Origin of the sequence: Paenibacillus sp. RC84, from assembly GCF_041260495.1 — a bacterium.
Classification (GTDB): domain Bacteria; phylum Bacillota; class Bacilli; order Paenibacillales; family NBRC-103111; genus Paenibacillus_F.
In genome coordinates this window covers 524,948-547,152 of sequence record NZ_JBGBYL010000001.1, presented here as the reverse complement: position 1 = coordinate 547,152, position 22,205 = coordinate 524,948, and the positions used below count along the sequence as shown (strand labels likewise).

The following is a 22,205-nucleotide window of genomic DNA, read 5'->3' as shown; positions in this document are numbered from 1 at the left end:
AGCGGTTGAAATCCAACTTTTTCCGTGCTAGAGTGTGGGTAGTACGTCACTCTACAGATCGGAGGCTTATTCTGTGAGCTTGCAGCTGCAAATGATCGGAACCGGCAGTGCGTTTGCCAAGAAATATTTTAACAACAATGCACTTTGGACTTGCAGCGGTTTTACTCTCCTGGTCGATGCCGGGAATACGGCACCGCGCGCTCTGCATGAGCTGAATATGAAGCCGGATGAACTGGACGCTGTCCTGATTACGCACCTTCACTCCGATCACGTCGGCGGGCTTGAAGAGCTGGCCCTGCAAATGCGTTACGTATACGGGCGAAAGCTCAGACTGCTGCTGCCCGCGGCGCTGGAGGCTCCTATCTGGGAACATACGTTGAAGGGCGGAATGGAGAATACCGGAGAACATTTAAACCGCTTGGCGGATTATTTCGACGTCGAACTGCTCGAAGAAGGCCGGCCTTCTGAAATTCATACGGGATTCCGTATCGAGATTATCCGGACGCCTCATATCGCCGGTAAGCCCAGCTTCTCCCTATTCGTTAACGACACCATTTTCTACAGTGCGGATATGATTTTTCAGCCCGAGCTGATTTTAAACGAAGTCGTCGGGCAAAGAGAGTGCCGCCATATTTTCCACGACTGCCAGTTGGAAGGGCCCGGCGTCGTTCACGCCGCGCTTGAAGAGCTGCTCACGCTCCCCGAGTCGGTCCAGTCCCGGATTCGGCTTATGCACTATGGGGACAGTATGCCCGCTTATGTCGGCAAAACGGGAAAAATGTCGTTTATCAAGCAGCATCAAATTTACACTTTATAAGCCGCATCCGCTTTTAGAAACCAGGTGACCTACCTGGTTTTCGTGTTTTTCAATGAAGACAGGACTAAAGTACTAATCCAAAAACTTTGGCCTTTCGCGCTTGTGAGCCGGCCCCGTTCGCTCGCTCCGCTGCGCGGCACGGTCTTTTTCAAGTGGGGTGGATTGTGTGATATACAAATGGTTCGTTATCTTCTATGCCTCGGTCATCAGCATCGCTTCGTGGAAGCTCGGTTTGTCCGTTAGCGGATGGCTCCCGCTCAGCCTGCTGTTCCTCGCTGCCGCCGTCCTCGGCCTTAAGAGATCCTCCGTCACCTTTTCAGCCGTCAAACTGGTTCTGCTTACGCTGTTCCACTGGAGCAGTCAAACCGATTGGTGCTTCACCCTGTACTTGCTCCTGCTCGCATCGGAAGTTTACGAGTCCAAGTCGCGGAAAACCGTCTGGATGCTCGTTACGCTCAATCTCATCACCTTTGCCGTTATCGCGCTGATAACCGCTCCCGCCTTTTCCGTGTATCCGCCTCTCTGGATGATTCTGCTCTACTTAAGCAACTTCGCCATCTTTATGGGACTCGCTTTGACCGTATTCAACACATTTAGACAAAGAGACAAACTGGCCGGGGAAAGAAGGCAGCTGATGACCCATGACTCCCTGACCGGACTGCCCAATTTCGAAGCGTGCCACGCGATGCTCCATAACCTGGTCGATAAGGAAAGCCGGCTGCTATTTATCCTGATTGACTGCACGGACCTGAAGGCGATGAACAAAACGCAGGGTTTTCAAGCGGGCAACCAGATCCTGAAGCAGATCGCGGTTCTGCTGAAAATTAAGTTTTCTCAGGCGGCTTTTATTTCCCGGTACGGAGGAGACGAGTTCGCGGTAGCTGTCACGTATGAGGACAAAGAAACGATGCGGGCCTATGTGGATCAGCAGCTCGGATCCGAACTCCCCAAATTGACGGGGATTCAAATCACTTACGGCATCGCGGTGCTGCCCCATGACGGTTCTTCGAAGGACGATCTCGTGCTCGTCGCGGAAAACAACCTGTTCAGTATGAAGCGGGAAATGTGGCTGAAGCGCGAGGAGCATATGCTTCGCTCGGAAAAGCTTAGAATTGTCGGCGAACTCGCTTCCGGCATGGCGCATGAAATCAGGAATCCCCTGACTACAATCAAGGGTTTCCTGCAGATCTCGAAATCGAACGGTTACAACATCGAAACCTGGTATCCTTTGATCATGGACGAAATCAGCAGAATGAGCGAGCTGACCGCCGAATTTCTCCAGTTCTCCAAGCCTCACGCCGTACAGTTCAGAGTACTGTCGATGCAGGTTTGTATACAGCGCGTCATCTCGTTGACCTTATCCGAGATGTCCCGGCTGGGTCATGAAATCGTGTATGATCCTCCGGAAAAACCGATGAATATTTGGATGGACCCGGATAAAATGGTGCAGCTGCTCATTAATCTCTTTAAAAACGCGTATGAATCTATGGAAGACAATAAAAAAATGGCGATCCGCCTATATGAGCGCGATCACCATGTCGTACTTGAAATCGAAGATCAGGGCAGCGGAATTCCCGTGGAACAGCTGGACCAGATCTTCAATCCTTTTTTCACGACCAAAGACAGCGGAACGGGACTTGGCCTGTCCATCTGCCACAAAATTGTGCAGGATCACAACGGTACGATCGAAGTGGAAAGCTTTATCGGCAGAGGTACGACGTTCATTATGACCTTTCCCCTGGGCGAACCGGAATCGTCTCCCTGCTATCCGCTTAACCGGCGCAAAGACGCGGTGTGAGGCTTATAAAGATTTGACCATTCTTACGTGAGGGATACCGGCGTCATCGAACGGCTCCCCGGGAATCGTTTCGTACCCGATTTTTTTGTAAAAAGGCTCGGCTTGGCACTGCGCATCGAGAACCGCTCCCTTATAGCCGAGTTCTTTGGCATGGGCTTCCATCGCTTGCACGAGTACGGATCCGAGGCCCGTTCCCCGGTTCGCTTTGAGGACGGCGATACGCTGCAGTTTCGCCCGGTTTTCTTCATACGGCTTCCACCTGGCTGCCGCGATCGCCTTCCCCCCTTCCCGGATCAGAAAATGATGACCGCTTTGGTGAGATGCGTCCAGCTCGTCTATTTCAAGTTCCAGCGGCACGTTCTGCTCATCAACGAAGACTTCTTTGCGGACGCTCAGGCACTCTTTAAGTTGTTCATCTGTCGTAACGCGAATAATTTCCATTCTGCCTTGTTCCCCTTTCGTCCAAACGATACGAGATATGATAGCTTATCCGCGCATCCTTGTCCAGACGGAACATACCCACACTCGACGGTTTCTCCTATAGGTTCATCCGGTGTTACTCCAAACTTTCCACTTCCGCGGATTCGTTTCTGACTCCCCGATATAGTATAATAGATCGTGAGAAATGATAAATTGCGCTTATTACGTAAAGGAGTATTATTCATGAATATTGCCTTTTTTCTTTTGCCCAAACTTGAAGTGATCACAACGACGATTGATGCCACACTAAGACAAACCTTGGAAAGAATGGAATATCACCGCTATACGGCGGTTCCCATCCTTACGGAGGATGGCAAATATATGGGAACGGTAACCGAGGGCGATCTGCTCTGGTTTTTGAAAAATTCTCCGGGCATTACCTTCGATAACGCCCACAGGCATACTTTGGAGGAGGTTCCCCTGAGGATGAGAAATAAACCGGTACACATTCATGCGAACATGGAAGATCTCATTGATCTTGCCAAGGTGCAGAACTTTGTACCGGTCGTGGATGACGCAGGTAATTTCATCGGAATTGTGCGCCGCAGTGACATTATCGAATACTGTGCCAAGCAAATGTTTCAGGCACCCGTTTAGCGGCAAGCTGCGGGATGAAGATGTTCGCGGCCTCTCCTGTCTGGAGAGGCTTTTTTGTATGGAGTCGAATAGGTACTAAGACGGGGGGAGTGTGTAGGAAGGAAGATGGTAGAGTAGGAAGGTTGAGGTCCGAATCCTGCTGACATCCGTGTTAAACGGAAAGAGAGACAAACTCATCCGACGGCCTGTTCTCGTAACAAGGACGAAGGCTTTCCAGACGATAAGCCGGCTGTTTCTCCGGTTCCTGCTGCCGCTCTTTGGCCAGCCAAGACTCCAAGGATTCGGTGCCAAATCCAAGCTGCTTGCTCATGACTCGAATATCGATGTTTCTCATACTCCCTGCTCATCCTCTCTAATAGTCCGGTTCTTGCGGGTCAAGCCCCTGTGAGTAAACAACACTATCATTACTTTATATGGACTTCCGATAACTGTAAATAAGTGTATCTTGTCGAATTCTCTAAAGAATGAATCAATGAATTTCCCAGTTTTCTGGCAAGAAAAAAAGCCGTTCTCACGGCTTTCACGCTATTGCACCGGTCCCGACGAACCCGATGAGGACTGGTTTTTTCCCACAAATTCACTGGTCCAGTCGATCATGCCGTTCATCAGATACAAGACCAGATTAACGACATCCTTCTCCGTCAAGGACTGGTTCGTCTGCTCGGAAACGTATTGGGACGTCTTTCTCTCCAACTGTTCGACCATGTTTTTGATGACGTAAAGATCGTCCGCCATTTCCGAAACGGCGGCAGAGCTTCCGTTGTTGCCGGAGCTCCCGTTTTGCTGCTGAGAGTAGCCTTGGGCTTGCTGATTTCCGCCGCCGGACGAAGAATCCTGCTGGTTTTGGCCGTCCTGGGACTGCTGTCTTTTACCGGAAGAAGCGCTGCGTCTGGCGGACTGGCTGCCTCCGGTTCCCGATTGATCTTGATTCTGGTTTTGATTCTGGTTTTGATTCTGGTTTTGATTCTGGTTTTGATCCTGACCTTGCTGCTGCCCGTTGTCCGTACTTTGGCCCGATTCATACTGGCCGCCGCCCGAACTGCCCGAACCGCCCGAGCTATCGCCGGAGTTTTGAGATCCGCCGTTCATAATCATTTTTTTTAATTGTTCAAACTCCACAAGAAGCATATCGTTCTGCTTGGACAGATCGTCCATCTGCTGCTTGAGTTCCTGGGTCTTGATCATGCTTGCTTGCCTCCATCCAGCTTAATCGCCTATTTGCCTTCGGATATCGTGCCGCACGCGATGCGGTTACCCGAATTTCCGGCCGGATCGGACTTCATATCATCCTGCTTTTCATGGATGACCAGCGATGTTCCTCCCTGCTTCAACAATGAATTCGGCTTGTCCTTCTACAGAGTAAAAGCTTCCGAGACCGTATCCAGCTTAGCTTCTCCGTTTGCCTCCGCTTTCAGATTCGGCAGGTCTCCCACGTGAGGACCCTGGGGATTTTCCGTCCCGTGCATTTTGGAGTTGGGGTTAAAATGTCCCCCTGCCGTCTTGAAATCCGGTCCGGCGCATACGCCGCTTTCATGAACATGGAAGCCGTGTTCTCCGGGAGCAAGTTTCGTAGCCTGAACCTGGATGCGGACCCCTTTGTTCTCTTGGGTAAACTTTGCCGTGCCGACCACGCTCCCTTGCCCGTCCTTAAGCTCAATCTCGACTCCGGACGAGGTCGATGGCGAAGCGGAAGGCGCCGTTGCGGCGGTAGGTAATGCCTCCGGAGTAATGGTGGAGTTCGGGCCCGCGTTTTTGTTGTTGCCGCTGCCGCAGCCGGTGATCGCCACTACGGCGGCCGCAGAGAGCAGCAGGGACAGAATTGATTTTCGCATTATGAAACCTCCTGGTCCGATAATTTAGGATATGCCAACATGTCGCTGCCTAAACGCGGCAGGTTCCTTTTTTCTTACCCGGATTGTCTCCCGGGCCAAACTTTTCTGGTAAAAAACAGGAAATACGTCCTTGCCGCGGAAGCCCGGCTGCTATTTCGAGGCAGCACAAATAGGTCTCTCCGGTGCCGGCTACTCAGGCGCAACCTCCGGAGGACCTATTGTAAGAAGTAAAAATAACGAAAGACGTGGAGTTATTTAAAAGCCATGGCGGCGTGCACCGCTTTCTGCCAGCCGCTGTACAGCTGCCCGCTGCGCTGCGCCGGCATTTCCGGTTCAAACGTGCCGCCGACCGACCACTGCGCGGCGATTTCGGCGCAGTCTTTCCAGTACCCGACGGCCAGGCCCGCCAAGTAAGCGGCTCCGAGCGCGGTCGTTTCATTGATAAGCGGCCTTTCGACCGGCACGCCCAGCATGTCGCTCTGGAACTGAAGCAGGAAGTCGTTGGACACGGCCCCGCCGTCCACGCGCAGCTTTTTCAGCCTCGTATGGGCGTCCGCCTCCATCGCCGCGAGCACATCCTTCGTCTGATAGGCGAGCGCTTCCAGAGTCGCCCGGATAAAATGTTCCTTGGTCGTGCCGCGCGTCAGCCCGAAAACGGCTCCTTTCACGTCGCTGTCCCAATAGGGAGTTCCCAGCCCCACGAAAGCAGGGACCACGTAAACGCCGTCCGTCGATTCTACGCGCGACGCGTACGTTTCGGTGTCTTTGGCCGTTTTGATCATTCGCAGCCCGTCACGGAGCCACTGGATGGCCGAGCCGGCAACGAAGATGCTCCCTTCGAGAGCATACTGAACTTTGCCGTCCAATCCCCAGGCAATCGTCGTCAGCAGCCCGTGGCTGGATGTAACGGCCTGCTCTCCGGTATTCATGAGCATGAAGCAGCCGGTGCCGTATGTATTTTTGGCCATGCCTTTGTCAAAACAGGCCTGCCCGAACAAAGCCGCCTGCTGGTCACCCGCGACGCCCGCTACCGGCACTTTCGCGCCGAAGAAATGGGATTCGTTCGTATGCGCGTATACTTCGGAGGAGGAACGGACTTCGGGCAGCATGCTCGCCGGAATCGTCAGCAGCTCCAGCAGCTCTTCGTCCCAGCGCAACTCGTGGATGTTAAACATCAGAGTCCGCGATGCGTTGGTATAATCCGTTACGTGAGCTTCCCCGACCGTCAGCCTCCAGATGAGCCACGTATCGATGGTACCGAAAAGCAGCTCTCCGCGTTCGGCCTTCTCTCTGGCACCCTCCACATGGTCGAGAATCCATTTTACCTTGGTTCCGGAAAAATAAGCGTCCAGCAGGAGTCCCGTTTTATCGCGGAATTTCTCCTCCAGTCCCCGCTGCTTGAGTTCGTCGCAGATTTGCTGGGTTTGTCTGGACTGCCAGACGATGGCGTGATATACGGGCTCACCCGTTCTTTTATCCCAGACGACGGCGGTTTCGCGCTGGTTGGTGATGCCGATGCCCGCCACCTGCTCCGGCTTTACTCCGGATTCAATCAGACAGGTTGCAACGACGGCCAGAACCGAAGCCCAAATTTCGTTGGCATTATGCTCGACCCATCCCGGTTTCGGGAAATACTGGGGGAATTCCTGCTGAGCGGTATGGACGATTTGACCTTCGTGATTAAACAGAATCGCCCGTGAACTTGTGGTTCCCTGATCGATGGACATAATATAGGATGACATAAGTCCGATCCTCCCTACCGGCTGCCGGAACAGCCTTTTGTCGGCCTTCGGCCGCATCATTCGCAAAGCTGCGGAGACCTCCGGCCATAGGCCGCAAAAAAAGAGATCCACGACAAACCAACCGGATTGCAATATCCGATGCTTCGTATGAATCTCCATAGTCTCCGTCACAGCTATTAACTTTCTTGTAGCATAACGCGGAATAAAAACGCTGTCAACATCCGGTCGACACTCTCCGGATTTTCTTAAAACGCCGTGAATGAATTAGGCCAGGCATGGGAAATCAGGCTCTCGTGCTTTGAAAAAATTCCACCCATTCGCCGTCCGGCCCGTGAAAGAAGAAATAACGCGATCCGTTCGGCAGCGTTGTAATTTCCGTATCGATCATCACGACATCCGTCTTGCGGACCCGGTCAAATTCCGCTTCGATATCGTCAACCGTAAAAGCCAGATGATGAACCCGACCCTCTTCGGTTAAGCTTCCGCCGTATCCTTCGATTAACTCGACTTCCGTTTCGCCTTTTACGTCGAAGCCAAGAAACGCCAGCTTCATCGCCCCGTTGATCACGGTATCTTTCAGCTTCAACCCTACGACGGATTCGTAAAATGAAATCGACTTTTCCATATCGGTAACCATTACACCCACGTGTTCCAATTTTGTAACCGCCATCTCTTCTGCCCCTCTCGGTATGGTAAACTTCTTTCTGTCCTTATTTTGGGACAAAACAATAGACGAAGCAAGTTTTCCTCCTGATTTTCTTAGTTTTTTACGCAGCGCAAAAAAACCGCTTCTTTTTTAAGCGGATTCCATCAGGAGCTATTTCATTTTCCCGTCAAAAGTCCGTAAACATTAAAAAAAGCGCCCGGTGCGCTTCAATCGCCACCGCCGCCTCCCCCGTCTCCTCCTCCGGAACAATCGCTGCCTCCTCCGCTCCCGCTGTCGCAATCGGAACCGCCTCCCCAGAAACTCCAACCGGAATCCGTGTAACCGCTGCTGCCGGAATCGGAATAGTGATGCTTGTTTTTACGCTTCTTAGGCGGATTATACACGCTTGTAGCTAATCTAAGGACAATAAAGGCGATTACAATGAACCAGACTATCATTATCATAATTTATCACCCTTTCTCTTGTTATTCCTTCTGTTTTCATTATAAAATACCCTGCCATTTATTGCAATACAATTATCTGAAAATTTAGATAATTACTTTAAGACGGTTTAAATTAGCTTCGGAACGGTTAACTTAAAGAGACGAAACCGGTTACCCGGCTTGTCACGGCGAAGAACCATACGTTCATTTTATAGCGAAGGGAGTTTTCTTACATGGACAAGCGATCGAACGATGATGTCGGCATATATAATGAAACTTCGAATACAGCGGGCGGCATCAACACCCCTCCGGACCGTGAGGACAAAGCCGCAACCGATCCCGTGAGCGATATCGTGGAGGAGATTATGGACAATCTTTCCGGGGAGCATCCGACTGATTCTTCCCCCGACAAACCGGCGGACAAGCGTTGACCGGCCGAACTCCCGGCTGACTGTCTTCACGGTATTGAAAAAGCCCTCCACGACCGTTTTAAAACGGCAGGAGGGCTTTTTGGGGAATAGTCGGTATGAAGTTCAATTAAAATAGCTTTCTTTTGAATACACAGATCACTTCTTTGGAAGATCCTTGATGCTGGCTTGTGTCAAAACAGGAAATCAACTCCCAGCCTTGAGCCCCCATTTCGTTCAGGTCCTGATCAAATTCGTCAAGGTCTAATTTTCCGCCCACAAAAAATCCTTTTGTAAAAAATTTAAGCGTCTGGTATTCCCAGCGTTCCATCCTCTTTCTTCCCTTCTCTTTGTAAATCGGGCCACATCTTGACCGCCCTTCTCTAATTATAAAGGAACATGAAAGTTCAAGAAACACTTCGTGCCCGTCAAATCCGAATCCCCCTGACCCGAGAGCCGCCTACTTTCTTTCGGACAGCTGCGGGGCTGGGCCCGGTGTTATTTCTCCACCGCCAGTCTAAGTGGTAGAAGAGCAAGTACGACGGTCAGCGGCGTCATAAACAGCTTTTCCGGACCGGAGATGGAGGCCAGATTGCCGGCCGTGTTCATGAAACCGAACAGCAGCCACATCCCTATCCGGGCCGTTCGTTTGAACCTGCCGGGCAGTAAATAGCCCGTTTTTAAAGCGATTAAGGCGATAAATACGATCTGGATGACAACAGACAAATTTTCCAGAGCAACAAGCTCGGATTCCCCGTTAATGCGCCCGCCCCAAATAAAACGAGAATCCGTTCCATTTGACACCTCGTATAATTTAAAATTTCACACGCCTCTCCCGGAAAGCTTGCGTCTTCCCATACATACAGGCGTGATCCAAATAACCGTCTAATGCCATTCAAAACGTCCCCAGCAGTCGTTTTTCTTTTTCCATAAGCTTATTATAACTATTTTATAAAAAGTTGTTGACAGTGTTTTAAATTCTTGATATTATACTACTTGTCACTAAGACAACTGAAGATTTTACAAACATGACTTGATAGCTCAGCTGGGAGAGCACCATCTTGACAGGGTGGGGGTCGTCGGTTCGAGCCCGGCTCAGGTCATACTAGAAAAACCCTTACTCTGTAAGGGTTTTTCGTCGTTTAAGGGTTGGATTATTCTAATGAAAAGCACCAAAATTAGCTTATGATACGAATTTGATACGAATAGGTGTCTGATACGAAAAGCAAGGGTTATGCTCCCTTGCTTTCACTATTATCAAAAACATCAATTTTTGTTCCTTCAAACCAGATTAGTTGAGCCGTGAAAGCGCTCGGTATAGCTGCCTGTAGTTGATGCTTCTCTGGCTTCATAGGAGACGTATTTATAAATGCGGTACTTAACAAAGGCATCGACAACAGCGGCTTTTGTTTTCTTCTTGTCAAACTCAGGCAGATCAGCAAGTGTCATTTTCGTTTGCAAGCTGCATCCCCCTTTTACGTTATTTATAGTGACAGTATTGCTAAAAAGTAACGATTTTGGGCATGACAATGCCTAGCTTCGCCTCTTCACATTAATTTTGTAACACTGGTTACAATAAACCAGCCGTACAAATTAAGATTAGAAGGAGCGACAATAAAATGGGAATTTTAAGCGGTAATCCAAAAGATGAACCAATGCATTATGGTGAAATTTTTAGTGTCTGGCAGGCTTCCATGGTAGCTAAGGGAGCTGTGTCCTGCTACCAAGCATTCCTAAACCATGCTGGAGACAAAGACTTGAAAAAATTGCTGGATGCTCAAATTGATCAGGCAAAACTAGAAATTAAAGAGTGCGACAAATTGCTTACTGACAATGGAATTGCTACCACACCTCAGTTACCTGATAGACCATCGGTTAAACTCGAAGACATCCCTGTAGGAGCAAGATTTACTGATCCTGAGATTGCAGCTAAAATATCAGCAGATACTGCACTCGGGTTGGTTGCATGCAGCCAAGTAATGGGGCAATCAATCAGAGAAGATATTGGTGCATTATTTGCGAAATACCATGTCACTAAAACTGCATTAGGTTTTAAGATTCTTCAATTGAGCAAGGAAAAGGGCTGGCTTCTCCCCCCGCCTCTTCAAATTAAACGTCCTGAAGGTGTCTAGGCATAAAATAAGATATTTAGGGGAGGGATTTCCTCCCCTAGTTGATTTTAATTCTCTTCTGACAACCAGAAATCTTCTCCGATCATTTCCCATACCCAACCATTAAACTTTTCTTGTATTTTCTCGTCGCTTGTGCCATCCTTGAACTCTACTTCCTGACACACCGTGTTTCTCGGTCCGCGATACCAGTTAAAAAACGATTTTCCGCATATATAAACCCTCCCCTAGTTGATGTTTAGCTTGTTTTGTCTTCAACATGGTCAATGACTTCATCCGCGTAACGGAAGAATCTCTCTTCCCCCTCGATCAGGGTCCGATATTTATCGCTTCGGTTTGGTTTTTCCATCGTTCCGATCCCTCCCATGTATTTCTGTGTTCACTCCTTTACTGGAGCTGCTCATCGTTATTTTTTAACCAACTCGACTTAATTATCATTTATTACATTTTTATCACAATTAAGTTATTAAGTTGAATTTATTTGGAATATGCTTTATCATAACTCTTGTAACCAAATATAGTAATTATTAGGAGGTTGTAGAAGTGAAATTCAAAAAAGTCGCAATAGTTTTAGCAGCTGTATCTTCGCTAGCATTTGGAGCCCAAAGTGCATTTGCAAACACAAATATTAATGAGCAGTTCGATGTTCAGAACAATAATTATTATACCCCTGAATCTTTTCTAGCCGGAGCTCCTGCAGGAACCACTAATCCATTTGGATACACTAAGGTGGGAACACTAAGCCATAATGATGATGTTGATTGGTATTTACTAACTTTCCCTCAAAGTACCTATTATCCAGGTGCTACTGCATTGATCTCATTAGTTTCACCTTACGGTGGAAGTCAATATGGGGTTACAATAATGGATGAAAACGGTGGATATATCGAAAAAACAATAATTACGAATACCGAACAACTGTACCAATTTACGTTTAATTACAACCCAAATATCAACTACAAATTACGCGTTTTTTCAATAAGTCCAGAAGTTAGCCCTTATAGCTATCAACTTTCAGTTAATTAATGGTTTCTATGAGACGTCGTTCACAATTGGACGACGTCTTATCTTTATCACCTTTTTTCGTAATTAGAGTTATTTGGTTACTCAAGTATTCCAGTATTCATTTTGTTGCGTCGCCTTCAAGGCATTCAAGACACCAATACCCGCTTTCAACGATTACAGGGAACCACGTTTTCTTTCCGCATTTATCGCATGTCTTTTTCTCGCTCATGCTTCTCACCCTATTCATTCAGATGCTTGAAGACGCTTCAGCAGCTCTTCCCGGTATTCTTCGGAAAACTCGTAATCCCCACCGCGGCATGCGGCTTCAAACTCTTGTACCAATTCTTCGTTTTCACATTCTTCCGCCGGTCTACCTGGTCCCATCGCGTGTTCCCTCCCATGTATTTCTGTGTTTCAAATGTCCCTTGAAACCATTTCCAACAAAAACAGTATTATTAACTAAATTCAGATATTTAAAAAATGGTGGGATCTGCTTGATCTATTTCGGACTGATTGTTATTTTGACGAGTATTCTACAAATCATATTTCCGAACACGTTTGTTAAATCCCGTTTTGAAGGGGCCCAAAACCCTGAATTAGTAAGATTAGGAGGATGGATCGGTACCGGTATCGGGATTTTTCTAATACTCATTAATCTCTTCTTTGGGGTTGGGGGTTAAAGTTAATTCCCTCAGCAGTGGTCGAAGAATAAAATTGGTAAATTGAAATACTTGATAAAATGAATACCTCTTCTCCATATTTCCAATACTGACATAGTCTTATCAAACAAATGAAATGGAGAGTGTCCTAAATGCTCAATAATGAGACATTTAAAGTATCTGCTGAGTGTACAACTGAAGGAAATGATGCATCTGGTCGCAGGAGAGATTGTGATTCTTTAGAAGACGAATATAATACGCCAGACGGTTACACACTGAATGATAGAGATTTGAAGATATCTCAAAGTTATAACGGTTCTGACCCCAATATTAATCTCACCTGGGACAATTTTATTGAATTAGTACCAGGTTCAGGATATAAGGTACCGACAACAGTAAGATTAAGTGTTCATGCAAGAAGTCCTAGAGGTCATAGTGGACAACGTGGATGGAATAAGGTTACTGTTGAAGGAACAATGTTTAATTTGCAGCAAATTAAAGCAAATATCATTAATCAATTAAGAGAACCAGCAGCAAGATAAAAAACAGAAATTAAAACTGAAAGCTAGTTAAAATGTTGCGAGCAAGTGGCAGTTTAACATTTTTATTATTACCGCTGTGATGTTTAATTGTTTTTCTCTAATCTTGTACCGTAGCTGCTGGCTCAATGGCCTTGGCTACGTTTTTTTGTGTGCCCTCAGTTTGCTATGCAACGTAATCGTCGCTAGACCCAGGCTCTTAGCGATGTCATCCATTTTTTCTCCGCGATATTTCCGCTGCAGCACATCCTCGAAGTCGATTTCGTTTCCTTCAATTGCTGGAGCTTTTCCATACGCGATGAGCTTTTCGATTGGTTCGATATCGTTCGGCAATATGATTTCGTCCTGATCCTCTTTTGTGTCCTCGTTCTCCTCAGGCAAATCATCAATGCTAAGCTGATCGGCATCAACTTCGACCGTTCCGCCACCGTTTACTGTATACTCAATGCCTTCATGATCGTCATCGTCCTTTGCGAAGTCGTCAATGTCAGTCTGAGCAGAGTAAAGGTCTACAAATCCGATGCCCTGCTTTTTCAACTTGTATAGAGTCAAAATCTGCTCATCCGATAAGTCGCCGCGTACAGTAAGTTTGATAACTTGCTCATCTTTCTTGTCAGTATTGAGATCAGTAAAATTAATTTTCACAGTCGTTTTCATTAGGAATTCCCTCCTTCGGAATTTAAAATGGTATTAATAACATCGCGGCGATATTTCGGCAACAACTGCGATTAGGCTGGATTCTGTAGATGATAAGATATTTTTGCTAAAACAAAGGCATCGCGGACATTATCGCTGCTATGTTGGAAACCCCATGATTTATAAATGGGAATAATTAAGTTATCTTTGCTGTCATTACCTTTACCGCTTGCGAACTTTTTTAGCTGGCCGGGAGAGACTTCAACATACTTCAGACCACGTCTGAATAATGCAGTTCGGATTAACCAACCTATTCCGTACTGTTGACCAACAAACTTACCCTGAGATCCGTAGGAAAATCCCTCTATGCAAACCCGGTCATTCTGTCTTAGGTGCTCCATTACCTCATCCACAAGGAAAACCATACGTTTCGGGTCTTCCTTGCCATTCCCCGTCAACTCTTTGGTTCTCTGGACTTCTACTCCGTCTGAACCTAATGCTACAAAGCCGGTCATAGTGCTTGGATCAATTCCCACGTATCGCATGGCCGCGCCTCTCCCGGATCGTTCTGCTATAAATGGATTTATAAAGAGGCCGTCCGATACCATTGCTTGTGTTTTTAAAATTAACCCTGTAATATTCCTCTGCTTCTGCTTGCATCTTCTTCTGGCAAGGCTCGCGTACAGGAGCTTGTGCGAATCTCAGACGCCCTAGCCTCATGCAGCCAGGAATCGAACATTTCATAGCGTTTCTCTCCTTTCAACTTATTGTTTAACGGCATTATCAGTAACCATCAATTACACTCCGACACTTTTAGTAGCATTAAGATCAAAAAAATATTCACTTACTCAAACGATAGACTCGTGCCTCTTCATACCAATCGTCATACTTGGCAAGTAACGGCGCTTTTTCATCCTCATTCATGAGAGGGTCTTCAAGCTCCTTCGCTTTGTTCACAAGCCATGCACAGGTTTTTTCGTATTGCTCGTCATTTTCGATTTTTTTTGCCACCTAGCACACCATCCCCGGATGCTCGCTCCAGTTCCTTATACCGCTGATACCACCATTCGAATTTATAGCGGAATCGGTTTTCCCCAACGTTCCGACCTTTTGCGAAATAGGAACGTACCACCTTGCAGTTATCTTCGAGGTCGCCGCGCTTGTGCCAAAGGAATTCAACCACGTCCGCGTCTTGCTGCCCGATTCCTTTAGGTCGGATAGCTTTGGTTCCTCGCCGTTGTCGCTCTCCCGAGTCATCTGCGAAAGCATTGCAAAACAGAAATTGTACTGCCGAGCCAGCGTCTTAGCTAAGATAAGAAAATGAACGTCAAACGACGGACCTGGGAAATGTACGCCAGCATTATAAATAACCATGTTGTCCCTTATCTCGGGGAACATGAATTATCTAAAATTACGCCGCGGCATATTCAAAACTTGTACAACCACCTTCATGAAACTGGTCGTTTGTCTGATGAAAATATACAGAAATGTCATACACTTATTAATGAAGCTTTTAAAAAAGCAGTGTCATGGGAATTGCTCGCTAAGAACCCTGTCGCTCTCGTAGACCGTCCGAAAGCACGTAAGAAGGAAATGGACGTCTGGTCCTTAGAGGAGGCACAGACGTTTCTAAAAACCGCCCAAGATGATACCTACTATATAGTCTTCTTGCTCGCATTAACAACTGGCATAAGGAAGGGCGAAATACTGGGGTTAAGGTGGAAGGATGTTGATTTTGATCGAAGGGTATTGTCTGTGACACAAATACTTAATCATGATGGTAAAGAGTTCGAAACTGGAGCTAAAACGATTTCTGGGGTTCGTCCGATAAAAGTAGATCGGGAAACAATGGAGTTTTTGAAAAAGCATCAGCGCCGCACTAAAGAAGTGAAATTTCAGAATCAGCTTGTATATAAAGATCATGGCCTCGTAGTATCAAGCTCTCTAGGGACACCGGTATCTCAAAGGAATATTACGCGATCATTTGATCGTCTTATTAAGCTAGCAGGCGTAAGGAAAATTCGATTCCATGACTTGCGTCATACGCATGTGACCTTCCTCATTAAAAACAGGGAAACTCCACAAGTTATTGCTGAACGACTCGGTTGGTCAGATACACGTATGATTGATAATTATGCCCACATCAGACCTGACATCCAAGAGGATACAGCAGACATGTTCGGACAGACTTTTTACAAAAGAAGTTGATACGAATATTGATACGAAAATGGGTATTGAAACTTACTTTTACTTACCGAACGAAAATCCGCAAAACCTCAAAAACCCTTGATATATAAGGAGTTTTATAGAAAGACACCTAAACATACTTATCGCCCCTCTATCTTGACAGGTGTGGGGGTCGTCGGTTCGAGCCCGGCTCAGGTCATACTAGAAAAACCCTTACTCTGTAAGGGTTTTTCGCTGTTTACGGGGTGTTTACTTTTAGGCATTCCATGCCCCAAAATGCTGAATTGGGATACTTTTGGGATACTTTGACCCATTTTTGAATCGTTCAACAGCCTCTTATCCTTCGAACCACCGCCTGAAAACGCACTCTGATATTTTAATCTTTCTTCCCATCCTAACCATATGGAACGGTGGAGGCGACTGATTCAAAAATTCATATGTTTGCTTCTCTCCAATTTCAAGAATCTCTTTCACATCCTTTGGTTTAACCACCTTTGAATCGATCAGGTATAGGACAATTTTATAAAAGGCTCTACCTCTAATGAAACTATAACGCGTCTCACTCATCGGCGGGTTCAGTTGCTCGTTGTAAACATTATAGTCCCGTAATATAGTCGCTATCTGTACCCATATACCGGCACTCAATCAGGCGTTGCTCCAGCCGCGGCAACCGTTTAACTGCTTACTCGATACGATTGCAGTAGTCCTTTTCTCATGTTGACCATATCCGTATTGTACACGGCAATGCTGGCCGTCTGGTCGCTTGTCTGATTAGTTGGGCTATGAAAACGCTCGGTATGAGGAGTTGATAGTCTTGAGACGTAAACTTGAAATATTTAGCTATACATACTAAATTCTGTTTTATATAATAAAATCGGAGGTGATAATCATGTATAGTAATATGACTAATAATTTTTTGATCTATGACCGCCAGCATCGTCGTGCTGACGATGATCCAGATATTTATAATCGGTACAAAAGCTTTTTAATATTTATTGGTTTCGATGCTGCTGGGGCAGATCTAGAGGTCGCCTATTTTATGAATGCCGTCTTTGATACGTTGGACTGAGGAAAACTCAGTCTGTCATCCCAAGTTCGTCAATATTCATTGAAGGTCTTATACACTCAACAATAAAACTTTATACTATAAGAAGCCCCTACTGTTTGTCTCGCAGTAGGGGCTATTCCTGTTAATTCATCATGTTAATGTTACATTTGACTTGTTCGTTCTCTTAGTTTTCCTAAGACTAAAGAAATAAAGATGGCCACGACCCCAAGTGCAAACGAAACAAATGTAGATACTCAGGCACCGCTGCACCCAATCCCTGAATTAAAAAAGGTCCCTCCCGGGACCTGTGAACTTTCGGTTTACTCTGTCGGCACCACTCTGCTTTTTAAAAATTGCAGCGTGTGTTCAATAGCCTGCTCCAGCTCCGCGGAAGTACCCGCAAACGGATGGACCGTATTGAACGTATGGTTAGCACCTGGAATTTGGATCCACTGGACTTTCGGCTGGTTCTCAACGAGCTTTTCCGAGCCTGCCCTCAAGTTGGCGTGATCTTCCTCGCCCTGTATGAGCACAACCGGAAACGCCGCCCCCCGCATCCGTTCCAGGATGTTGAAATCTTCCTTGCGGGCCTCCAGATCGTCCAGGATGACCTTATCGAGCGGCATCTGCTGCTTGGTCCTCGCATTAGCGATATAGGCGCGTCCTTCGCTGCGCATCTGCTCTTTGCAGGCTTCGTCGAAAATGTCCACCTGCGTAACTCCGTTCCAGCTGACGACTCCCGCAATTTCCGTGGGATGGTCCAACGCGTAGATCAGGCTTACGCCCGCTCCTCGGCTGTGACCGAGCAAAAAGACCGGAAGTTTATTGACCGGGTTGGCGGAGCCCCTATGCTGATGCTCCTCGTTCGAAAAATTAATCCCCCTGCTGTGATGAGGATAAAAAACAACGGGCTTCAAGCGATCCGATTTCAGCAGCTTGTTTTTAAAGTCCCACTCGTCCGTCAGCACAGAGATCAAGATCGACAAGTCGTCCAATTCGCAGCTGTACGTATTTTTCGCAAATTTCTCCAGTTCGCTGAATGACTGCCCGTCTTCTCCCACTCCGTTATGTGTAAAATCAAAAGTAATGACATCCACATCCTGGGCCAGTTTCGCAGCCGCGTAAGGGAACATTCCCCAGTTCTTAAATCCCTTAAAACCGTGCGAGACAATGAGAATGCCCCTTGCTATAGAAGACGCCGGATAAAAATCTCCGCGAATGACATTGCTTTGATCCATTACGATCTCAAACGGTATCGCCATGGTAACGCCTCCCCGCTTATTTGTTTTACTATACCCTTACCCGTTTTACAGGCATTTCTTAACAGGAAAAAATAAACTGCAAAAAACTCCCTTGTCTCATTCTGCGGTGTGCATAAGTGAAAGAAGGGAGTTTTCTGTTTATTACCTCATTGTTGCCTAGATGCCGAAGACCGGACTCGAACCGGTACGATAGTCACCTACCGCAGGATTTTAAGTCCTGTGCGTCTGCCAATTCCGCCACTCCGGCTTATAATGGGCCCTGAGGGACTCGAACCCCCGACCAATCGGTTATGAGCCGACCGCTCTAACCAACTGAGCTAAGGGCCCGAATATGTTATGTATGGCTAAAAACAGGCAAAAAAAATTTGATTAATTGCGGGGGCAGGATTTGAACCTGCGGCCTTCGGGTTATGAGCCCGACGAGCTACCGGGCTGCTCCACCCCGCGTCAGTAACTAGCAATGTCGTATAGCGACAAAAATAAATATACAATACAAAGTACGGTTAAGTCAACACTTTTTTTAATAAACCGAGTAACGGACACCGAAACGTCCTTTTTTCGATTTGAAAACTTCAACTTCGGACGGGCATTCGTAGCCGTAAATCCACCAGTCCTCCTCCATCCGCTTGGCAAGGACACCTGCCTGAAACTTACTGTCGTACAGCTTTACCCAATATACCCACTGCATGTCCTCACTCCGTTGATGATGTTATTGGCCTAGAAATAGCATATCCAAAAAGACATTCACTTATTTGTAGGCCAACACGGTCAGCGGAATTTTTCATAAAAAAGCATCGAGGTGCGCAATTTACACCTATTCGTTATCTTCATCGGGTGCTTCCCGTTCTAGTTCATCCCTGCTTCTATGGGCGATTCTTCCCGATGCGGCCGAGGCTATGGCGGCTACAAGATCGTCCAGGAAGGTATGCACGGCGCCGCCGGTCTTCGTATCCAGCCGTTTGATCAATCCGGTCTTTTCCTTGTCCAGATAACCGAATGTCGTGATGGCAATGCTGCCGTAGCCGAAAACGGAACCGATCGCAAGCGTTTCGTCGCATCCGAATAAACTCTCATCCGTGTCCAGAATGGTTTGGAGCGGTTCTGTAAGCTTTTTCTGCTCGGCCAGCATATCCAGCTCGGTTCCCACCAGAATCGCGTGCTGAAGCTCTCTTTTGCCCAATACGGCCTGAATGGACTGCATACACGTATCCATCGATAAACCGGGATGATAGGGCGCCTGCATGGCGTATACGATCTCTGCGATGTCTTCCAGACTCGCTCCCCGGTCTGCCAGCCTTTGCATAACGACCTTTTTAATTTCCCGGCTGTGAACTTGTCGTTTCACGGTCTTCTCCCCTTAAACTTCCACGATATGTTCAGTATATGAATTCACACATTTTCGGGTATGGGCGTATGCGGACAATGAATCGTCTTAAAATGAAATTGTGAGCGGGATACAAACACGGTATAATAAGAACTAGTCGACCATAATTTAGGGAGGGATTCCATATGATGTACGGCATCGCCATTCTTCCATCCGCAGAGATTAAGGAATTTGCCAACAGTTATAGAAAAAGGTTCGATCCTTATTATAGGGTGATTTCGCCCCACATTACGGTTCGTGAAAAAGAAGAATGGACCGAAGAACAGCTTCAGGCTGCCATCAGTCATTTGGAAGATCTGAGCCGCACCGTGTCTCCATTCCAGCTTACGTTCAACCGGTTTAGTTCTTATTTTCCGGTTAACAACGTTATTTACCTGGCACTGGAACAAGTGGAACCGGTCATCGATCTTCACGACAAGCTTTGTACGGGTCCTCTCGTGGATACGGAAAAAGCTTACAACTATCATCCCCATCTGACCATCGGACAGAAATTGGGAGCCGATGAGCTGCACGACGTACTGGCCAGTGTAAAAAACACGCCGGTGGATTTTTCCTTCAATGTAGACAGTATTCAACTGCTCGGAAAACAGGAAAACGGCGAATGGTCCGTTATCCGCTCATTCCCGCTTCAAGGGTAATGAACGCTTCAATAAAAAAAGGCCTTCCGGATTAACCGGAAAGGCCTTTTTTAGGTGATGTGCGGCGGAAAGAGCCGCCATAACTCGCACGGCTCCGTCTGAAGCAGTTGCCGAGTTTCCGACTACTGTTTAAACGTAGTCAGAAGACGCTTCGCCGTCTCGCCTTTATCATTGACGAAGGATTCGTAGACTTTGACGGTAACAGGGAAATCCAATTGCATGGAATCCGCATTAAAATTAATGACATTGGCGCCTTTTTGCAGTTTATTTTCCCCTACGAACGGGCTTTTGACCGAATTGATAAGAGTACCACCGTTATCATACATATCAAATTGCAGTTGGGAGAACGTACGGTCAAGAAGGACGTCTTTCTCCTGTTCAATATCCAATAAAAGTTTTAATCGGTAATTGTAGTTCTGCTGTTGATTAAACATTGCTGAAATTTCCCAATTATTCACTTTCACCGTCAAAGGATACAGTTTCAGTTCATCCTTCGATTCCGGTTGCGGCTGTAGTTTGACGCTGTAGGCCGTCAGAAGGGATTTATACGATGCACCGGCTTCTGCAGCACTAGCCTGCGCCTCTTGCGCTTTCGTGTCTTGCGACTTGGCCCCGGAAGCTTGTGCGCCTGCCGCCGCGGATGCTCCGTGAGTTTCATACAAGGCAAGCTTCAGTCCTTCTCCCGTCTCGGAAGCCGGAAGAATGTACGAGTAAGTTACGACATAGGAGGCGTTCGGAAGCACGCGCAGAGTCGTTGTTCCTTGTCTGTTGCCGTTATACGTATAACCGTCGCTGCTGACGAGGTCAGTTGCAAACGCAGGGACGTTAAGCGGACCGCCGGATTTGTTCGTCAGCTTAAATTTCGCGATAGCGGTATTAAAAGCGTCGTCCTCATTTTGCTGCATGTGGAGTTCCACGAGGGAAACATCCATATTCGGGTGAACCAGCTCATTGAGCGGATCCATCTTCATGGCGTCACCGAAAGCATAAGCTCCATGAACCGGCAGGGCATCGGCCTGCTTGGCCGGCAGCATGATATGAACGCGGCCTACGCTGTACATGACCGGCTTCTCCTGCGCGTCAATGTATTTCTCCGCGGTGACCACATTTAAAGATTGCAGCTCTGTGTTCAGTTCCGTAGGTATAACAAAGTGAATGTACTTCTTTTCGCCCGGTTCCAGAGTTAGCGTGGCGTCGGATGGGTTGCTGTCGTAAGTCTGGAGGCCGCTTTTGCCTTCCAGAGCAATGTTCGGAAGGGCTTGGCGCTTGGTCGACGGGTTCGTTACGAGCACCTGAACGACCGAGTTCGTTTTCGTTCCGACCGTATCGCGGCTGATACTCGTTGTTTTGAATTCGAGTGGCGTTTGCAAAGAAGGAATGGTGAAAGCTTCTCCCCATTTCTTCACGGAAGCAGAAGGAATTTCAGACGTTTCCGTTCCGTTCCACACAAGATCGCTCACAGGCACGCTGAGCTGGAGCGTTTCTTTTTTCGGATACACGTAAACATCGATGTCTACCCAGCGAAGCTCGCTCAGTTCTACGCCTTCACCGCTGTCAACCGTCGCCAGGTAGCTAAGCTCAACCTGGGATTTGGGCTGAATGGAGCGCGGGCTTCCCAGACTTGCCTGCAAGCGGAGTTCCACGCCGTCTTTCGTTTTCATGCGCACTTCGTACTCGGGTACGCGTACAACTTTCGAACTGGTGTTTTTCATGCGGACAACGGCACCCAGACGGGTTCCGTCCGCTGTTTTTTCGTTTAAGACACTTTTCATTTCGACTTGCAGATCGTTCGTTAATTTATAAGCGGTCGGCGCTGAAGCCGATGCTTGTGCGGGTGCTGGCTTCCCCGGTTCTGCCGCAAGTGCCGGAACGGCGCTTGCGAGCAGAGCGGCAGACAGAAAGACGGACGATACGGTAGTTTTCCATTGGCTCTTCACGGTATTCTCCTCCATGTGT

General features: G+C 47.4%; 27 protein-coding genes, 4 tRNA genes and 1 pseudogene. 11 read left to right on the top strand and 21 right to left on the bottom strand.

Annotated features, from left to right (window positions below; genetic code table 11):
- The first annotated feature begins 73 nt into the window (after window positions 1-73).
- The gene (locus tag ABH899_RS02490) at window positions 74-817 is read left to right on the top strand and encodes an MBL fold metallo-hydrolase (protein WP_369993705.1); all 744 of its coding nucleotides are present in this window, start codon (window positions 74-76) and stop codon (window positions 815-817) included.
- A 166-nt stretch (window positions 818-983) separates the two neighbouring features.
- Complete coding sequence (locus ABH899_RS02485; RefSeq protein WP_369993703.1) at window positions 984-2,615, top strand: ATP-binding protein; 1,632 nt, start codon at window positions 984-986, stop codon at window positions 2,613-2,615.
- A 3-nt stretch (window positions 2,616-2,618) separates the two neighbouring features.
- Here the strand turns inward: ABH899_RS02485 and ABH899_RS02480 are convergent, their stop codons facing one another.
- The gene (locus ABH899_RS02480; protein ID WP_369993700.1) at window positions 2,619-3,056 is read right to left on the bottom strand and encodes a GNAT family N-acetyltransferase; all 438 of its coding nucleotides are present in this window, start codon (window positions 3,054-3,056) and stop codon (window positions 2,619-2,621) included.
- A 222-nt stretch (window positions 3,057-3,278) separates the two neighbouring features.
- Between ABH899_RS02480 and ABH899_RS02475 the strand changes: the two genes are divergently transcribed.
- Window positions 3,279-3,692 carry a CBS domain-containing protein gene (locus tag ABH899_RS02475; protein ID WP_009671848.1) on the top strand — a complete coding sequence of 138 codons (414 nt, stop codon included), beginning with the start codon at window positions 3,279-3,281 and terminating at the stop codon, window positions 3,690-3,692.
- A gap of 151 nt (window positions 3,693-3,843) precedes the next feature.
- Here the strand turns inward: ABH899_RS02475 and ABH899_RS02470 are convergent, their stop codons facing one another.
- From ABH899_RS02470 to ABH899_RS02445, 6 genes and pseudogenes are all read right to left on the bottom strand, one after another.
- Window positions 3,844-4,026 carry a hypothetical protein gene (locus tag ABH899_RS02470; RefSeq protein WP_218228438.1) on the bottom strand — a complete coding sequence of 61 codons (183 nt, stop codon included), beginning with the start codon at window positions 4,024-4,026 and terminating at the stop codon, window positions 3,844-3,846.
- A 191-nt stretch (window positions 4,027-4,217) separates the two neighbouring features.
- The gene (locus ABH899_RS02465) at window positions 4,218-4,877 is read right to left on the bottom strand and encodes a hypothetical protein (protein WP_369993697.1); all 660 of its coding nucleotides are present in this window, start codon (window positions 4,875-4,877) and stop codon (window positions 4,218-4,220) included.
- Between the two features lie 29 nt (window positions 4,878-4,906).
- Window positions 4,907-5,524, bottom strand: a pseudogene (locus ABH899_RS02460) (superoxide dismutase family protein).
- Between the two features lie 251 nt (window positions 5,525-5,775).
- Window positions 5,776-7,266 (bottom strand): glycerol kinase GlpK, encoded by a 1,491-nt coding sequence (gene glpK, locus ABH899_RS02455; RefSeq protein WP_369993694.1) that lies wholly within the window; start codon window positions 7,264-7,266, stop codon window positions 5,776-5,778.
- Window positions 7,267-7,549: 283 nt separating this feature from the next.
- Window positions 7,550-7,936, bottom strand: a complete 387-nt coding sequence (locus ABH899_RS02450) for a VOC family protein (protein ID WP_016423470.1) — start codon at window positions 7,934-7,936, stop codon at window positions 7,550-7,552.
- A gap of 203 nt (window positions 7,937-8,139) precedes the next feature.
- Window positions 8,140-8,376: a hypothetical protein gene (locus ABH899_RS02445; protein WP_369993692.1), complete on the bottom strand. Its 237-nt coding sequence runs from the start codon at window positions 8,374-8,376 to the stop codon at window positions 8,140-8,142.
- Between the two features lie 212 nt (window positions 8,377-8,588).
- On the opposite strand from ABH899_RS02445, the gene ABH899_RS02440 reads away from it, so the two are divergent.
- Window positions 8,589-8,786 (top strand): hypothetical protein, encoded by a 198-nt coding sequence (locus ABH899_RS02440; protein ID WP_218228432.1) that lies wholly within the window; start codon window positions 8,589-8,591, stop codon window positions 8,784-8,786.
- A gap of 106 nt (window positions 8,787-8,892) precedes the next feature.
- Here ABH899_RS02440 and ABH899_RS02435 read toward each other — a convergent pair whose 3' ends face one another.
- Window positions 8,893-9,093 (bottom strand): DUF4177 domain-containing protein, encoded by a 201-nt coding sequence (locus ABH899_RS02435; RefSeq protein WP_042232542.1) that lies wholly within the window; start codon window positions 9,091-9,093, stop codon window positions 8,893-8,895.
- Window positions 9,094-9,260: 167 nt separating this feature from the next.
- On the bottom strand, window positions 9,261-9,566 hold the full coding sequence (locus ABH899_RS02430) for a hypothetical protein (RefSeq protein WP_369993688.1): 306 nt from the start codon (window positions 9,564-9,566) through the stop codon (window positions 9,261-9,263).
- Between the two features lie 226 nt (window positions 9,567-9,792).
- Between ABH899_RS02430 and ABH899_RS02425 the strand changes: the two genes are divergently transcribed.
- Window positions 9,793-9,865: transfer RNA gene (locus ABH899_RS02425), tRNA-Val, on the top strand.
- Window positions 9,866-10,043: 178 nt separating this feature from the next.
- On the opposite strand, the gene ABH899_RS02420 is transcribed toward ABH899_RS02425, so the two are convergent.
- On the bottom strand, window positions 10,044-10,223 hold the full coding sequence (locus ABH899_RS02420) for a hypothetical protein (RefSeq protein WP_369993686.1): 180 nt from the start codon (window positions 10,221-10,223) through the stop codon (window positions 10,044-10,046).
- Between the two features lie 158 nt (window positions 10,224-10,381).
- Here ABH899_RS02420 and ABH899_RS02415 point away from each other — a divergent pair, with 158 nt between their 5' ends.
- Entirely contained in the window at window positions 10,382-10,894 is a 513-nt protein-coding gene (locus ABH899_RS02415) for a DUF3231 family protein (protein ID WP_369993684.1), read from the top strand.
- A gap of 540 nt (window positions 10,895-11,434) precedes the next feature.
- The gene (locus tag ABH899_RS02410; RefSeq protein ID WP_369993682.1) at window positions 11,435-11,917 is read left to right on the top strand and encodes a hypothetical protein; all 483 of its coding nucleotides are present in this window, start codon (window positions 11,435-11,437) and stop codon (window positions 11,915-11,917) included.
- 222 nt (window positions 11,918-12,139) lie between these two features.
- On the opposite strand, the gene ABH899_RS02405 is transcribed toward ABH899_RS02410, so the two are convergent.
- A complete protein-coding gene (locus ABH899_RS02405; RefSeq protein WP_369993672.1) occupies window positions 12,140-12,280 on the bottom strand; it encodes a hypothetical protein in 141 nt (46 codons plus the stop codon).
- Between the two features lie 427 nt (window positions 12,281-12,707).
- Here ABH899_RS02405 and ABH899_RS02400 point away from each other — a divergent pair, with 427 nt between their 5' ends.
- Window positions 12,708-13,097 carry a hypothetical protein gene (locus tag ABH899_RS02400; RefSeq protein ID WP_369993669.1) on the top strand — a complete coding sequence of 130 codons (390 nt, stop codon included), beginning with the start codon at window positions 12,708-12,710 and terminating at the stop codon, window positions 13,095-13,097.
- A gap of 135 nt (window positions 13,098-13,232) precedes the next feature.
- Here ABH899_RS02400 and ABH899_RS02395 read toward each other — a convergent pair whose 3' ends face one another.
- The 3 genes from ABH899_RS02395 to ABH899_RS02385 form a co-directional block, all read right to left on the bottom strand.
- Entirely contained in the window at window positions 13,233-13,751 is a 519-nt protein-coding gene (locus ABH899_RS02395; protein ID WP_369993666.1) for a hypothetical protein, read from the bottom strand.
- Window positions 13,752-13,822: 71 nt separating this feature from the next.
- A complete protein-coding gene (locus ABH899_RS02390; RefSeq protein WP_369993663.1) occupies window positions 13,823-14,275 on the bottom strand; it encodes a RuvC family protein in 453 nt (150 codons plus the stop codon).
- 295 nt (window positions 14,276-14,570) lie between these two features.
- Window positions 14,571-14,741, bottom strand: a complete 171-nt coding sequence (locus ABH899_RS02385) for a hypothetical protein (protein ID WP_369993660.1) — start codon at window positions 14,739-14,741, stop codon at window positions 14,571-14,573.
- A gap of 309 nt (window positions 14,742-15,050) precedes the next feature.
- Here ABH899_RS02385 and ABH899_RS02380 point away from each other — a divergent pair, with 309 nt between their 5' ends.
- Complete coding sequence (locus tag ABH899_RS02380) at window positions 15,051-15,938, top strand: tyrosine-type recombinase/integrase (protein WP_369993657.1); 888 nt, start codon at window positions 15,051-15,053, stop codon at window positions 15,936-15,938.
- A gap of 868 nt (window positions 15,939-16,806) precedes the next feature.
- Window positions 16,807-16,986: a hypothetical protein gene (locus tag ABH899_RS02375; protein WP_009671779.1), complete on the top strand. Its 180-nt coding sequence runs from the start codon at window positions 16,807-16,809 to the stop codon at window positions 16,984-16,986.
- Between the two features lie 299 nt (window positions 16,987-17,285).
- Here the strand turns inward: ABH899_RS02375 and ABH899_RS02370 are convergent, their stop codons facing one another.
- From ABH899_RS02370 to ABH899_RS02345, 6 genes are all read right to left on the bottom strand, one after another.
- The gene (locus tag ABH899_RS02370; protein WP_369993655.1) at window positions 17,286-18,227 is read right to left on the bottom strand and encodes an alpha/beta fold hydrolase; all 942 of its coding nucleotides are present in this window, start codon (window positions 18,225-18,227) and stop codon (window positions 17,286-17,288) included.
- A gap of 161 nt (window positions 18,228-18,388) precedes the next feature.
- A tRNA-Leu gene (locus tag ABH899_RS02365) sits at window positions 18,389-18,474 on the bottom strand.
- Between the two features lie 6 nt (window positions 18,475-18,480).
- Window positions 18,481-18,554 (bottom strand) — tRNA-Ile (locus ABH899_RS02360).
- Window positions 18,555-18,600: 46 nt separating this feature from the next.
- Window positions 18,601-18,674, bottom strand: a tRNA-Met gene (locus ABH899_RS02355).
- A gap of 73 nt (window positions 18,675-18,747) precedes the next feature.
- Window positions 18,748-18,915 (bottom strand): hypothetical protein, encoded by a 168-nt coding sequence (locus tag ABH899_RS02350; RefSeq protein ID WP_009671780.1) that lies wholly within the window; start codon window positions 18,913-18,915, stop codon window positions 18,748-18,750.
- 126 nt (window positions 18,916-19,041) lie between these two features.
- Window positions 19,042-19,572, bottom strand: coding sequence for a phosphatidylglycerophosphatase A family protein (locus ABH899_RS02345; RefSeq protein ID WP_369993652.1), 531 nt, complete (start codon window positions 19,570-19,572; stop codon window positions 19,042-19,044).
- Between the two features lie 164 nt (window positions 19,573-19,736).
- Here ABH899_RS02345 and ABH899_RS02340 point away from each other — a divergent pair, with 164 nt between their 5' ends.
- On the top strand, window positions 19,737-20,249 hold the full coding sequence (locus ABH899_RS02340) for a 2'-5' RNA ligase family protein (protein ID WP_369993649.1): 513 nt from the start codon (window positions 19,737-19,739) through the stop codon (window positions 20,247-20,249).
- 122 nt (window positions 20,250-20,371) lie between these two features.
- Here ABH899_RS02340 and ABH899_RS02335 read toward each other — a convergent pair whose 3' ends face one another.
- Window positions 20,372-22,186, bottom strand: a complete 1,815-nt coding sequence (locus tag ABH899_RS02335; protein ID WP_369993646.1) for a hypothetical protein — start codon at window positions 22,184-22,186, stop codon at window positions 20,372-20,374.
- Between the last annotated feature and the right edge of the window lie 19 nt (window positions 22,187-22,205).

What these genes read in the sequence shown, in the direction of transcription:
- ABH899_RS02405 (WP_369993672.1), bottom strand. Translation starts at nt 12,280, where the DNA reads ATGGGACCAGGTAGACCGGCGGAAGAATGTGAAAACGAAGAATTGGTA.
- ABH899_RS02350 (WP_009671780.1), bottom strand. Translation starts at nt 18,915, where the DNA reads ATGCAGTGGGTATATTGGGTAAAGCTGTACGACAGTAAGTTTCAGGCA.
- ABH899_RS02440 (WP_218228432.1), top strand. Translation starts at nt 8,589, where the DNA reads ATGGACAAGCGATCGAACGATGATGTCGGCATATATAATGAAACTTCG.
- ABH899_RS02380 (WP_369993657.1), top strand. Translation starts at nt 15,051, where the DNA reads ATGAACGTCAAACGACGGACCTGGGAAATGTACGCCAGCATTATAAAT.
- ABH899_RS02375 (WP_009671779.1), top strand. Translation starts at nt 16,807, where the DNA reads ATGTATAGTAATATGACTAATAATTTTTTGATCTATGACCGCCAGCAT.
- ABH899_RS02390 (WP_369993663.1), bottom strand. Translation starts at nt 14,275, where the DNA reads ATGCGATACGTGGGAATTGATCCAAGCACTATGACCGGCTTTGTAGCA.
- ABH899_RS02415 (WP_369993684.1), top strand. Translation starts at nt 10,382, where the DNA reads ATGGGAATTTTAAGCGGTAATCCAAAAGATGAACCAATGCATTATGGT.
- ABH899_RS02450 (WP_016423470.1), bottom strand. Translation starts at nt 7,936, where the DNA reads ATGGCGGTTACAAAATTGGAACACGTGGGTGTAATGGTTACCGATATG.
- ABH899_RS02395 (WP_369993666.1), bottom strand. Translation starts at nt 13,751, where the DNA reads ATGAAAACGACTGTGAAAATTAATTTTACTGATCTCAATACTGACAAG.
- ABH899_RS02480 (WP_369993700.1), bottom strand. Translation starts at nt 3,056, where the DNA reads ATGGAAATTATTCGCGTTACGACAGATGAACAACTTAAAGAGTGCCTG.
- ABH899_RS02370 (WP_369993655.1), bottom strand. Translation starts at nt 18,227, where the DNA reads ATGGCGATACCGTTTGAGATCGTAATGGATCAAAGCAATGTCATTCGC.
- ABH899_RS02340 (WP_369993649.1), top strand. Translation starts at nt 19,737, where the DNA reads ATGATGTACGGCATCGCCATTCTTCCATCCGCAGAGATTAAGGAATTT.
- ABH899_RS02470 (WP_218228438.1), bottom strand. Translation starts at nt 4,026, where the DNA reads ATGAGAAACATCGATATTCGAGTCATGAGCAAGCAGCTTGGATTTGGC.
- glpK (WP_369993694.1), bottom strand. Translation starts at nt 7,266, where the DNA reads ATGTCATCCTATATTATGTCCATCGATCAGGGAACCACAAGTTCACGG.
- ABH899_RS02465 (WP_369993697.1), bottom strand. Translation starts at nt 4,877, where the DNA reads ATGATCAAGACCCAGGAACTCAAGCAGCAGATGGACGATCTGTCCAAG.
- ABH899_RS02435 (WP_042232542.1), bottom strand. Translation starts at nt 9,093, where the DNA reads ATGGAACGCTGGGAATACCAGACGCTTAAATTTTTTACAAAAGGATTT.
- ABH899_RS02445 (WP_369993692.1), bottom strand. Translation starts at nt 8,376, where the DNA reads ATGATAATGATAGTCTGGTTCATTGTAATCGCCTTTATTGTCCTTAGA.
- ABH899_RS02400 (WP_369993669.1), top strand. Translation starts at nt 12,708, where the DNA reads ATGCTCAATAATGAGACATTTAAAGTATCTGCTGAGTGTACAACTGAA.
- ABH899_RS02475 (WP_009671848.1), top strand. Translation starts at nt 3,279, where the DNA reads ATGAATATTGCCTTTTTTCTTTTGCCCAAACTTGAAGTGATCACAACG.